The sequence below is a fragment of the Streptomyces rapamycinicus NRRL 5491 genome (genome assembly GCF_024298965.1).
GTDB classification, from domain to species: domain Bacteria; phylum Actinomycetota; class Actinomycetes; order Streptomycetales; family Streptomycetaceae; genus Streptomyces; species Streptomyces rapamycinicus.
Window position 1 is genome coordinate 3,518,341 of record NZ_CP085193.1, and the last position, 11,954, is coordinate 3,530,294.

An 11,954-nucleotide genomic window follows, 5' to 3' on the forward strand; every position below is an offset into this window, starting at 1 on the left:
GCGGCGCCAACGCGCATGGGCGGGAGACCGTCCGCGCGGAGGACGGGCACCGCGCGCGGACGGGCGGGCCGACCGGCGCGCCGTGCGGTATTCGCTCAGGCGCGCCATCCCGGGTCGCGGCCGCTCAAGGCGATCGCGCGGTCCAGCGGCGGCGCGTCGGCCGGGACGGGGATCATGGGGCCGAACAGCTCCTTCGGGCGCTCCTCGTCCGGGACCGCCGCCAGCCATTCGATGATGGTCTCGACGCTGCGGGGATCGCAGTCGTAGGGCTGGCCGGTGGCGCGGGCGAGATCCCAGCCGTGGATCACCAGCTCGTCCAGCGCCACGATGCCCATCATCTGGGCCGGCATGGTGACGCCACCGGCCTCCGTGGTGCCCAGCCAGGCGGACGGCTCGCGCCAGGCCACGGCCAGCGCGTCCAGGCGGCGCGGCAGCTCCTGCCGCCAGTCGGGGTCCAGCCGGTCGGCCGACCCCTGACCGGGGGCGGGGCCCGCCTCGGCCGTGGTCTTCTCGGCGGCCTGGCGCATGGCGAGGGCGAGCCCCATGAAGTGGTCGAGCAGATCCGCGACGGAGTAGGCGCCACACGGTGTGGGCGCGCTGAGCTGCTCGTCCGTGACGCCGCCGAGCAGCGCCGTCACCCGCCGCGCTGTGGGTCCGAAATCGATCATGGTGGTCTGTTCGTCGGTCACGGTCGTCTTCTCCTCGCTCGAGTCCGTGGTCCGTCCCCCTTACCCGTACGGACCGGCCGGCCGCCGGAAACTCATCGGTGCGGCACGCCCCGATATCCGCCCGGCGGCCCGGCGGGCCGCTACCCCACCACGGCCCCCGCCTCCCGCAGCGGCCAGCCGCCGTCCACGACCGCGTCCGGGGTGCCCTTGCGGCGCAGCCAGGACTGGAAGTCGGCCGCCCAGTGCGCGTACCACCCCACCTGCTTGCGGTGGAGGTCCCACAGCTCGAGCCCGGCGACCTCGCCGTACCGCTCGGCGAGGGCGCAGGCGACCCGCACCGCCGCCAGCGCGTCCGCACCGGCGTCATGGGCGCGGTCGTGCACCACCCCGTACTCCCCGCAGACCGCCTCCAGCGTGCGCTTGCCCTTGCGATAGCGGTCGACGGCGCGATCTATCGTGTACGGATCCACGACGGGGCCGGTCTCCGCGCCCTCCAGCCGCTCGCTCAGCGGGCGCAGCCCGTGCCGCCCCAACTCGGCGGCGAGCAGGCTGAGATCGAACGCCTTATCCACGCACGACCGTGTCTCACGGTCTCCCTCGTCGTTGATCAGCCAGGGGGTGCGATCAGATGGAGATCTTCTTCACCGACCCGGGAGCGCTGGAAGCGGCCGGGGTCACCGACGCGCAGAGGGCACTGGAAAGGTACGGCTTGCATGCCAGTGCGCCGTTCATCCTCAGTGATGACGGCAGCTACGACGTGCATCTGAACCGCTTCCTGTGGTCCTTGCCGACCCTCGGGGTGAGGTCGGCGAACTCCTGGCGGGCGTACGCGCTCGATCTACTGACCTGGGGACGGTTCCTCCACGAACATCGCGACAAGACCGTCTGGCAAGCCGACCGTGACGACATCACGGCTTTCCACCGGGCACGGCGTGTGGCGCCCGACCCCACACAAGTCGTCTCGGCAGCCACCTGGAACCGGGGCATCGCGGCCTTGGACAAGTTCTACAGCTGGGCTGCGGACGAAGGCTTGGTCACGCGGACGCCGTTCAGGTACTACGAGAGTTCACGGCGCGCAGACTTCGGCGGACAAGTACTCGTCCGCAACAACCGCGCGGTGGAGAAGGCTGCCAGACGCGGCAACGTCAAGTTCCTCTCTGTGCCCCGATATACGGCCTTCCGCGATGTCGGGCTGCGTGGTCTACGGCCGTCGGGGGTATCCGATCCTTCCTTTCGGGGCCGGAACGCGGAACGCAACGTCGTCCTGGCGGAGCTACTGGTCACCACCGGCCTACGCATTGAGGAGGCCGCCTCGCTGTGCTGGCCGGAGCTTCCCGCCCCGGATCCCCAGGGCGGAAGGAAGAGCGTGCCGTTCGACCTGGCGCCGCCGACCGCCAAGCGGGACAAGGGTCGGAGGATCCTGCTGCCGAATCGGATCGTCTCAGCCGTGGCCGACTACATGGAGATCGAGCGCTCCTTGGTGCTGGACCGTTGGCGCGCCCGAGGCTGCCCTCTGCCTGCCGGTGCGGTGCTGGGAAGCCACGCCGACCACCGGGGCGTACGAATGCCCACGAAGGACGGCCGACTGCGCAGGGTACCCTGGTCACGCGTTCCCCCATCGATCCGGTCACGGCTATTCCTCGTGGACGAGCAGGACCGTCCTCTTGGGCCCGCTTGTGTGTGGCTCGGCCAAGAAGCACGTCCGGTATCTCTGTCCGCCTGGGAGTCCGTCTTCGTACGCGCCTCGGAGAGGTGCCGAACCAACGGGATCGATGTCGCTGCCACGCCTCATGTGCTGAGGCACACCTTCGCCGTTCATCTGCTCTCGGCTCTGATCCATGAGCAGATCGGCTCGGTGGACAGGCGTGAAATGGCCGACGGCGTGTACCGCCGGATCGTCGGGGATCCACTCGACCACCTGCGCCGGCTACTGGGGCACTCCTCGATCACGACGACGTACATCTATCTCGACTGCACGGACCAGGCGCAGTCCTTGATCGACAGTGCGGTGCATGCGTGGACCTCCGAGGTCGCGGCAACAGCGGCTCAGGTCTCTGAAGAGGTGCAACGTCCCCTGGCCCAGGTACGGGAGGTGAACTCGTGGTAGGGCGAAGGCGGCGTCGGGCCCGGGTGCACGTGCCTGTACTGGAGATTGCTGATCCGGCCGCCACAACGCTGGGGCCGCTGAAGATCGAGGTCACCTTCCCGGACAACCGAGCGGCCGTCGTGGACTGGACCCGGGAGCCTCAGCAGCGGCTGTTGCGGGCACTGGCCGCGGAACTGGCGGCGTCGTGTGCCGTGGGCCAGGGCACAGGATCGCCGTACACCCTGCGGAATCGCGCTCGCTCGTGCCGGGAATGGGCACGCTGGATCGCTTCGACGGAGGACGTGGACCTACGCGTGAGTGACCTCCTTCCCAGCCATCTCGACAGGTTTGAGGACCATCTGCGCGAAAGGCATCCGGAGTCGTCGAGAACTCCGTACGCGCGTATCGCCGACATCGTCTGGATCTTGCGGCGTCTCAGCGACACCCACGGCGGCTTCTCGCCCGCCCTGGTCCGGCGGCTCGCCTACATCTCCGCAGGCCCGGTCGGCTCCTACACGCCTCGCGATGCCTATTCGCCCCATGTAGTGGAGCAGTTGAAGGCTGCCGCGCGCTCCGATGTCGATCGTGCCATCCGGCGATTGACGGTGGAGGGGCCGTCGCTCCTTTCACGGGGACAAGACCCTCGGGTAGCAGGATGGGCCTCCGATGCCAATGTGGTGTGGGAGATCCATCAGAAGCGGGGGCAGTTCACGCGCCAAGAACTGGCCGACCAGGTCGGTCAGACCGTGGCTGACGAGCATTCTCCTGGTCGCCTCGCGCCTCTGCTCTACCCGACCACTCGTGACCTGTTCGCTCTGCTCCTTCTGTTCTGCCTGGAAAGCGGCATGGAAGTGGAGGCAGCCAGGGAGCTGACGGCTGGGTGCCTCAAGAACCCGAACCGTGGCTACGTTCAGGTTGAGTACCTCAAACGTCGTCGTCATGGGCAGGAGTGGAACACGATCCGGGTCAGGGACGGTTCGTCCCACTCACCCGGTGGGCTGTTGCGACTGGCTCTTCGGCTCACGGCCTCAGTCAGGGAGATCACCGGCTCGCCCGCCCTGTGGCAGTTCCGGACGAAGGAAGGCAGCCTGACCACCGGTCTCAGTGCAAGTGCGGTGACGTACCTGGCAAAAGCCTTTGTCTACAGGCATGGCATCAGTGACGCGGGGCAACCCGTCGAACTGCGCATGTCCCGACTGCGGAAGACCTACAAAGCCGCCGTGTACAAGGTCACCGGAGGGAGGATGTCGGCCTTCGTTCAGGGACACTCACCCGACATCGCCGCCGCGCACTACGCGGACATCCCCTCGCTGCGCGATCTCCATGAACAGGCTGTGGCAGACGGCTTGCACGACGCGCTGAACGAGGCGCGTTCTCCCTCGGTCCTGACGCCGGAGGCGGAAGAACGTCTCCTGCAACGCCCCGCAGAAGCACCGGAGTTACTCGGAGTCTCGCCGACAGAAGCAGGGTCACTGCTGTCGGGTGAGTCCGATCTGTGGCTGTCGTCCTGCCGTGACTTCTTCGACTCACCGTTCGGTGTCAAGGGCAAGGCGTGCCCCGTATCGTTCTTCGGCTGTCTCGGCTGCGGAAACGCTGTCATCACCCGGAGGAAGCTGCCCGCCATCCTGGCATTCCTCAACCACATCGAGGGCGAGCGAGCCAAGATGCCGGAAGCCGAGTGGGCAGAGCGGTTCGGCGGGGCCCGCCAGCAGATCCTGCGACTGGTCCTGCCGAAGTTCAGCGAAAGCGACGTCCTCAGTGCCCAGGCCGTAGCCGAGTCCGCCGATCCCCTCCTCTTCCTTCCCTCCATCCTGTTCGGAGGTCATTGATGCCCGCACAGCCACTTCCGCTCGGGCCCGGCACCGCCGCACGCCCCTCCGACACCACACCCGTAATGTCCGGACGCCCTCTGGTCGGCGCCCCTTCCGTCATGCCGCGGTTCGCGGATGACGTCTGGAACCTCGGCGTAGCCGGTTTTGCCGGAAACAGGTACCCCAGCGAGTTCCTGATCGACTTCAAGTCCCTCCGCCTCTCCGTGCGACGCGAAGCCGCACGCGAGTTCCTCTTCTGGAGGCTCAACACCCGTCCGGTCCGTGGACCCCTACCGTCCATCTCGACCGTGGCCTCCGAGTGGTGGAATCTGCGGTGCTTCTTCCGGTTCCTCGACACCGAACACGGAGGCCTACGCCTGGACGCGGTCACGCAACCGGTTCTCGACGCCTACCTCGCCCACTGCCGGGGCGAGGGCCTGCTGACGAGCGGTCTGCGCCAGCGACTCCAGGTACTTCCCCGTCTGCACCTCGCCGCACCGGCCCTCACCACCGATGCGTTGATCGTCAGCCCGTGGAACGGGCGCCCCCTCACCCGAGTCATCGGTACCGATCCAAGGCGCGAGCGCGAAAACACGACCCCCCGCATCCCACCGAAGGTGATCGGCCCACTGGTGCAGGCAGCGCTGTTCTACGTCCGCACGGTGGCAGAGGACATCATCAACGCACGTGTTGAGCTCGCGGAACTGGAAACTGCTGTCGAAGACATCCACGGCCTTTCCATCCATCGGCTTGAGCGCTATCTCGACGGCCTCGCCCATGAGGGACGAGGGGTCCCCGCAGTGGACGAGTTCGGGCGGCAAGCGCGCCTGGCCGGTTCGCCCGCCTACACGTACGTCATGCGGAAATCCGGAGCCGGGCCGGCAGTCGCAGGAGGCCTCTACGACAAGCGCATCGATCAAGCACTGGAGCGGCTGGGACCCGAGCCCGGCGGCATGGACACACCCATCACGCCACACCCGCAGACCGGCCTTCCCTGGCGCGCCAGGTTCAGCCCCGCCGCGGTGCCCTACGAGGAACGGCTCCTGAGAACCGCGTGTTACATCCTCGTCGCCTACCTGTCCGGCATGCGCGACTCGGAGGTGAAGGAGCTCCGAGACGGCTGCCACTACACCGAGCGGAGCGCGGACGGCGTCGTCGTCCGGCACAAGGTCCGTTCGCGTCTCGTCAAGGGCGGGCGTGGTGTGGCGGAGAACTGGGTGGTCATCGAGCCTGTCGCCGAAGCCATCGCTGTCCTTGAACGTCTGCCCCACCGTGAGGCGCTGTTCTGCCGTCCTGTAAGCCGTGACCGGTATTCAACGGTCACGGCCAACCGAATGAACGAGAACCTCAACGCGTTCAGAGCACACTGCACGCACATCGGTTTCCCTGTGCCCGACGTGGACGGGGAGCCGTGGAACCTCACCACCCGCCAGTTCCGCAGAACCGTGGCTTGGCACATCGCCCACCGCCCCTACGGCACGGTCGCGGGAATGATCCAGTACAAGCATCTCTCCGTGGCTATGTTCGAGGGATACGCCGGGACCTCAGCCTCGGGTTTCCGCGCAGAGGTCGCCGCCGAGGAGGCTCTGGCACGGCTGGCCGACGTCGTGGAGCGCTACGAGGACTTCAAAGCTGGTGTTCGCTCCTCCTCGCCTGGCGGCGCGCGAACCGACAACGAGTTCGGGCGCGTGCAGGAAGAACTCCAGGACTTCCCGGGCCGAGTGGTCGACGAGCGTCGCCTTCACGCCATGCTCAAGACGTCGGCCCGCACCCTGCACGTCGGGACGCTGAACGACTGCTACTACCAGCCCGAGACCGCCCTCTGCCGAACTGCCGGCGGCCCGGACCAGCCCATGCTCAACAACTGCCGTCCCGATCGTTGCGGGAATTCGACCATCACGACCCGCCACCGCCCAGGGTGGGAAGCCGCGCGTGGGGACACCGAGCGAGCCCTCGCCTTCGTCGGGCTCTCCGACCTCCAGCGCACGGCTCTGCGGCAGCACCTGCACGACATCAACAAGGTGATCGAAGGCGTCGACCATGCCAACAACTGAACGCATCGAGACTGCCCTCCGTGCAGCCGGTGAGCGCCTGCTCAGAGGAGAACCCATGCGTAGTGACGGTTCGCTCACCGTCGCCTCCCTGGCAGCCGAAGCCGGCGTCAGCAGGGCCAGCGCGTACCGCTGCCCCGAGGTCGTGGACAAGTTCCGAAACCTCGTAGCCGAACGAGAATATGCAGCCGCACTCCCGGCATCCCTCCGGCAGGAGGTCCAGTCTCTGAAGGCGGCCGAACGTGAGCTTCGCCAGGAGCACGCGCGCGAGGTGCGGGAGCTCCGGTCCTCAATCAACGTCCTCGCACAGCAGGTCCAATTCCTCACAGTTGAGAACCAACGCCTCTCTCAAGCCCCAAGCCACCATGACCGGGTGACCCGCATCGACCGACGTTAGTCCGGCTCTCGCAGACCGCCGGACACTCTTCTCGCAGCGCCAACGACAGGCCACAGCAGACCCCAGTGCCGAGCGAGGGTGGCGCAGAGTGGCCGTTGTAAAGGAACCTTTCTAAAGGTACCTTTACAACGTGTCGAACAGTCAGAAGGACGAGCCAACCCGGGCCCGCACGACCCGGCTCACCGACCCCCGCGCCCTGCGCGCCTACGCCCATCCCACCCGCATGCGCCTGGTCGGCCTGCTCCGCACCGAAGGCCCCTTCACCGCGACCCGCGCGGCCGAGCTCATCGGCGAATCCGTCGCCAGTTGCTCGTACCACCTGCGGATGCTCGCCAAGTACGGGCTGGTCGAGGTCGCACCGGGTGGTCAGGGCCGCGAGAAACCCTGGCGGGCCACAACGCGCTTCACCCAGTGGCCCAACTACTCCGAAGATCCTGCCGTCGCGGAGGCCAGCAGGGCACTGGAAACGGCGGTCGCCGAGCGCTACTTCGAGCTGATGACCCGCGCCATCGAAGAGCGCCACGATCTGCCACGCGAGTGGCAGGAGGCCGAGCACATCGGCGACCAGGTTCTCTACCTGACGGCGGGAGAACTCGCCGACCTCGCCGAAAAACTCGACGGTCTGCTGCGCCCGTACGAGGACCGGCAGGGCGACCCGGCCGCCCGCCCCCAAGGCGTGCGGCTTGTCCAGATCATCCGGGCCGCCTTTCCCTTGCCGCAACGGCTCGCAGGCAACGAGGAGACTTCCACCCCGCCGGACAGCGCGGGCGGCCCGCGATGACGACCTCGGGCCGCTTATCCGCGGCCGTCCCCGACCTACTGCGCAAGCGCTCCTTTCGCCGTTACTGGACCGGCCAGAGCATCTCCCTGGTCGGCGACCAGATATCCCAGATCGCCCTCCCTCTCGTCGCCGTCCTCGCCCTCCACGCCGACGCCGCCCAGATGGGCTGGCTCGCCACGGCCCAGCTGATGCCAGCCCTGCTGCTCTCTCTGCCCGCAGGCGCCTGGGCCGACAGCAGAGCGCATCGCCGTCGCGTAATGATCGTCACGGACCTCGCGCGGGCCCTGCTCATCGCGTCGGTTCCCATCGCGTACGCCCTGGACGCACTCACCTTCACGCAGCTCTACGCGGTCGCCTTGGGGATCGGCGCGCTGACCGTCCTCTTCGACGTCTGCAACACCATCCTGTTCGTCTCGCTCATCCCCGCCGAGCGCTATATCGAGGGCAACTCCCTCGTCAACGGAAGCCGGGCCATGTCGTTCGTTGCGGGTCCCAGTGTCGGCGGTCTCCTCGTCCAGTTGTTCACCGCGCCGCTCGCGCTCCTCGCTGACGCGGTGACCTATCTGGCCTCCGCCTGCTGTCTGGCCCGCATAACCCCCGCCGAACCGTCGGCCGCGCCTCCCTCGAAAGGGCACTTCACCGCAGGCCTGCGGTGGATCCTCCGCTCGCGCGTCATGCGCGCCACGTTCGCCGGATCCGCCACGGTTCAGTTCTTCAATTTCATTTTTCACACGCTCTTCGTGCTCTACGCCACTACCGAACTCGGCCTGAGCGCAGGCGTGCTGGGATCGGTCCTCGGAGTCGGCGCGATCGGCGGGCTGATCGGTGCCGCCCTCACCGGCCGTCTCGTGCGCCACGTCGGCGTCGGGCCCACCGTCATCGTCGGCTTCGCAGCCTTCCCGGTCCCGCTACTGCTCGTACCCCTCGCAGACGGCCCGGAGCCCCTCGTCCTCAGCCTCCTCTTCCTCGCCGAATTCGGCTCGTGCGTGGGCGCGATGATTGTCGACATCTCGCTGGGCTCACTCCAGACAGCCCTGATCCCCCACTCCCTGCGTGCCCGCGTCAATGGGGCCTACCGCACCCTCACCCACGGCATGCGCCCGCTGGGCGCGCTCGCGGGAGGAGCACTCGGCACGGCTATCGGGCTACGTCCGACCCTGTGGATCGCAACGGCCGGGGCCGTGATGTGCCTGGTCTGGGTACTGCCTTCGCCGGTACCACGTATCCGCGAGTTGCCCGATACTCCGCTGGAGCCAGCACACGGCGCACCATCGCCATCCGCCTCCTCGCCCTCGTCCGGCTAGCCTCGCGTCAGAGGACCTATTTCCTCGCGGCTGAACGGGACGATCGGCCATGCCGGCTCGACGTAGGCAGTCACATCCGAGGTACGACGCAGATACCTCTGGAGAGAGACAGCCTGCTCGGCCGCCGCACGAACCTGTAGATCGTGCAGCTCCGCAGGCCCCAGCGTTCCTATGACCGAATGCTTGATGCCCATGGATCGCGCCGCACGCGCTGCGGCCACCGCATCCGCAACAGCGTTGTGCGCGTCGTTGAGCGGCACACCGTAGTGCTCGCAGAGCGCCTGGAGATTCCGTGACCCCTTCCTGTATTGGTCCACGTGCTTGTCCAGGACCAAAGGGTCGATGACAGGCGATGTCCCTCCACGCAACCGCTTGACCAACGGCTCTATGCCATGGCGTCGGCACTCACGGTCGAGGAGCGAGAGGTCGTACCGCGCGTTCATCACCACCAGCGGAGTCCCCGAGTTCAGCACTTCAGCGACAGCCGATGTGATTTCGTCGATCGCGGGAGCCGCCGCAACCCCGTGCCTGCGGGCGTGTTCCGTGGAGATGCCATGGATGGCCGAAGCCTGCCGCGGGATGGTCACCCCCGGGTCGAGCAGCCATGTCCGAGCCTCCGGTGGTCGTTCATCCGCGTCCACAGCCACGACGGCAGCGGTGACGATCCGGTCGGTCTCGATGTCGGTTCCCGTGGTCTCCAAGTCGAAGGCCACCAACGTCCCGCTGGTCCAGCTCATCACAGGACACCACCCACCAGACCACCCTGAAACACCTGAGACGTACTCGAAGTGCGTGGATAAAACGCCGCGTTGTACGCCACCACCGGGGCGCCGGCCCGCCAGTGGGTCACCAGCACCTCGGCGACCTCCTCGACCACCTCGCGCCCGGGCCTGCCGTCCGCCGCCGCCCGCTCACCGGTGATCCCGTGCACCGCCACGGCGTCCTCGGGGATGGGCACTTGGGGGTCGGCCAGCCATTCGCGGCGCCCGACCGGCTCCCCGCCCCTCACCTCGACCACGGCCGCCGTCACGATCCGTGCCGTGCGCGGATCGGTGCCCGTCGTCTCCAGGTCGAATCCGATCAGCAGCCCCCTGTGCCAGCCCATGGCCGCCCCTCCCTTTGTCGTACTTCCCCCATGTGTGCACCACCTTCCCATGCACCACTGACAACGGCCGGTGCGCCGGACCGAGTCCTCAGACGTCTGAGGACTCTGTGTTAGAGTCCCCGCCGTCCTCGGATGATCGATCAGGGAGAGGCGGCGCGGTGGCGGCGCGGACGGCACTCTTGCGGCACGGACCCGTGGTGCCACGGGTCGAGAGCGCCCTGCGCGCGATGCTCACCGAGGGCCGCTGGCTCCCCGGTGAGCGGTTGCCCAACGAGGTGGCGCTCGCCGCCGAACTGGGCGTCGGCCGCTCCTCGGTGCGGGAGGCCGTACGCCTGCTGGCCCATGACGGGCTGGTCGAGGTGCGCCACGGCTCGGGCACCTACGCCGCGCGGCCCCCGGCTCCCGGCGGGGAGGGCGATATGCGGCGGCTGCTGCGCCGGGCCCGGCTGCGCGAGGTGTACGAGGTGCGCCGCGCCCTCGAGGTCGAGGCCGCCCGGCTGGCCGCCGGGCGCATCCGCCCCGAGGACATCGGGCGGCTGCGGGACCATCTCGCACTGCGCGAGGAGCGGGCCGGAGGCGATCCGGCCACCTTCGTGGACGCCGATCTGGCCTTCCACCGGACCGTGGTGGAAATGTCCGGGAACGCCGTGCTGCTCGGCCTGTTCACCTCCGTCCTGCCGGTGCTGCGCGAGGCACTGGTGGAGATGGTCGGCCACGAGCCCGCCCTGCCCGATGTGTCGTGCGCCCACGCCGAACTGCTGGACGGGCTGGCGCGCGGGGACGCCGACACCGCGATCGCGGCCACGGTCTCCCACCTCGAGGCCGTCATGGAACTCTTCGACGGCGACGGCGACGGCGACGGCGACGGCGACGGCGACGGCGACACAAGCGAACTCGGAAGCGACAACAGCGAAAAGGAGGTGGCGGCCCCGTGACCGCCCCGGCCGTCCCCGTACTCAGGCTGCGCGAGGTGGATGTGGTGCGCGACGGCACCCCGCTGCTGCGCTCGATCTCGCTCACCGTCCACCAGGGCGAGCACTGGGCGCTGCTCGGCTCCAACGGCGCGGGCAAGTCCACCCTGCTCAGCCTGGCGGGCGCGCTGGTGCACCCCACACGCGGCACGGTGGAGGTCCTCGGCCGCACGCTGGGGCGGGTGGATCTGCGGGAGCTGCGGTCGTTCGTGGGGCATGTGGATCCCCGGCATCCGCTGCGCTCCCCGCTGCGGGTGCGGGACGTGGTGCTCACCGGGCTGACCAACACCGTGGAGCCGGTCCCCCGCCACCGCCCCAGCCCCGATCAGCGCGACCGGGCCGACCGGCTGCTGACCACCCTGGGCATGGGCGGGAAGCTGGACGCGCGCTGGCCGACCCTGTCGCAGGGCCAGCGCGGCCGGGTGCTGATCGCCCGGGCGCTGATGCCCCTCCCCCGGCTGCTGCTGCTCGACGAACCGGCCACCGGTCTGGATCTGGCCGCCCGTGAGCAGCTGCTGGAGAGCCTGGACACCCTGCGCCGGGACCACCCCGGACTGGCCACGGTCCTGGTCACCCACCACCTGGAGGAGCTGCCCGCCAGCACCACCCACGCCATGCTGCTGCGCACCGGGGAGTGCCTGGCGTCCGGCGCGGTGGACGAGGTGGTGACCACGGACCACATCACCAAGTGCTTCGACTACCCGGTGCACATCAGCCGCACCGACGGCCGATGGGCCGCCCGGGCCCTGCGCCCGCCGTACCAGGGCAGCGGCTCCTAAG

At 68.5% G+C, this 11,954-nt stretch carries 10 protein-coding genes and 2 pseudogenes; 8 read left to right on the forward strand and 4 right to left on the reverse strand.

The features are described 5' to 3' along the window. Positions 1-95: 95 nt before the first annotated feature. Positions 96-689, reverse strand: coding sequence for a TIGR03086 family metal-binding protein (locus LIV37_RS14155; RefSeq protein ID WP_020867806.1), 594 nt, complete (start codon positions 687-689; stop codon positions 96-98). Positions 690-808: 119 nt separating this feature from the next. Beyond that, positions 809-1,231: pseudogene (locus LIV37_RS14160) on the reverse strand (3'-5' exonuclease family protein); the annotation flags it as partial. Between the two features lie 65 nt (positions 1,232-1,296). Here LIV37_RS14160 and LIV37_RS14165 point away from each other — a divergent pair. From LIV37_RS14165 to LIV37_RS14190, 6 genes are all read left to right on the forward strand, one after another. Next, positions 1,297-2,775 carry a tyrosine-type recombinase/integrase gene (locus LIV37_RS14165; protein WP_020867808.1) on the forward strand — a complete coding sequence of 493 codons (1,479 nt, stop codon included), beginning with the start codon at positions 1,297-1,299 and terminating at the stop codon, positions 2,773-2,775. 29 nt (positions 2,776-2,804) lie between these two features. After that, complete coding sequence (locus tag LIV37_RS14170) at positions 2,805-4,583, forward strand: hypothetical protein (protein WP_148717847.1); 1,779 nt, start codon at positions 2,805-2,807, stop codon at positions 4,581-4,583. Between the two features lie 65 nt (positions 4,584-4,648). Further along, entirely contained in the window at positions 4,649-6,619 is a 1,971-nt protein-coding gene (locus tag LIV37_RS14175) for a site-specific integrase (protein ID WP_148717846.1), read from the forward strand. Between the two features lie 55 nt (positions 6,620-6,674). Continuing rightward, positions 6,675-7,013 (forward strand): hypothetical protein, encoded by a 339-nt coding sequence (locus LIV37_RS14180; protein ID WP_020867811.1) that lies wholly within the window; start codon positions 6,675-6,677, stop codon positions 7,011-7,013. A gap of 130 nt (positions 7,014-7,143) precedes the next feature. Further along, positions 7,144-7,794, forward strand: a complete 651-nt coding sequence (locus tag LIV37_RS14185; RefSeq protein ID WP_020867812.1) for a winged helix-turn-helix domain-containing protein — start codon at positions 7,144-7,146, stop codon at positions 7,792-7,794. Next, entirely contained in the window at positions 7,791-9,098 is a 1,308-nt protein-coding gene (locus LIV37_RS14190) for an MFS transporter (RefSeq protein ID WP_020867813.1), read from the forward strand. The genes LIV37_RS14185 and LIV37_RS14190 overlap by 4 nt, the downstream gene beginning before the upstream one ends. Here LIV37_RS14190 and LIV37_RS14195 read toward each other — a convergent pair. Together LIV37_RS14195 and LIV37_RS14200 are read right to left on the reverse strand one after the other, a co-directional pair. Beyond that, on the reverse strand, positions 9,095-9,835 hold the full coding sequence (locus tag LIV37_RS14195; RefSeq protein ID WP_020867814.1) for an exonuclease domain-containing protein: 741 nt from the start codon (positions 9,833-9,835) through the stop codon (positions 9,095-9,097). The genes LIV37_RS14190 and LIV37_RS14195 overlap by 4 nt on opposite strands. A gap of 62 nt (positions 9,836-9,897) precedes the next feature. Beyond that, positions 9,898-10,203, reverse strand: a pseudogene (locus tag LIV37_RS14200) (exonuclease domain-containing protein); the annotation flags it as partial. A 179-nt stretch (positions 10,204-10,382) separates the two neighbouring features. Here LIV37_RS14200 and LIV37_RS14205 point away from each other — a divergent pair. Both LIV37_RS14205 and LIV37_RS14210 read left to right on the forward strand, forming a co-directional pair. After that, entirely contained in the window at positions 10,383-11,138 is a 756-nt protein-coding gene (locus tag LIV37_RS14205) for a FadR/GntR family transcriptional regulator (protein WP_243146337.1), read from the forward strand. Beyond that, positions 11,135-11,953 (forward strand): ABC transporter ATP-binding protein, encoded by an 819-nt coding sequence (locus LIV37_RS14210; RefSeq protein WP_020867817.1) that lies wholly within the window; start codon positions 11,135-11,137, stop codon positions 11,951-11,953. Before LIV37_RS14205 ends, LIV37_RS14210 begins: the two co-directional genes overlap by 4 nt. The last annotated feature ends 1 nt before the right edge of the window (position 11,954 follow it).

Bases quoted from the DNA above. Each gene is read 5' to 3' on its own strand.
- LIV37_RS14165 (WP_020867808.1), top strand. From the start codon at position 1,297: ATGGAGATCTTCTTCACCGACCCGGGAGCGCTGGAAGCGGCCGGGGTC.
- LIV37_RS14175 (WP_148717846.1), top strand. From the start codon at position 4,649: ATGTCCGGACGCCCTCTGGTCGGCGCCCCTTCCGTCATGCCGCGGTTC.
- LIV37_RS14180 (WP_020867811.1), top strand. From the start codon at position 6,675: ATGCGTAGTGACGGTTCGCTCACCGTCGCCTCCCTGGCAGCCGAAGCC.
- LIV37_RS14195 (WP_020867814.1), bottom strand. From the start codon at position 9,835: ATGAGCTGGACCAGCGGGACGTTGGTGGCCTTCGACTTGGAGACCACG.
- LIV37_RS14190 (WP_020867813.1), top strand. From the start codon at position 7,791: ATGACGACCTCGGGCCGCTTATCCGCGGCCGTCCCCGACCTACTGCGC.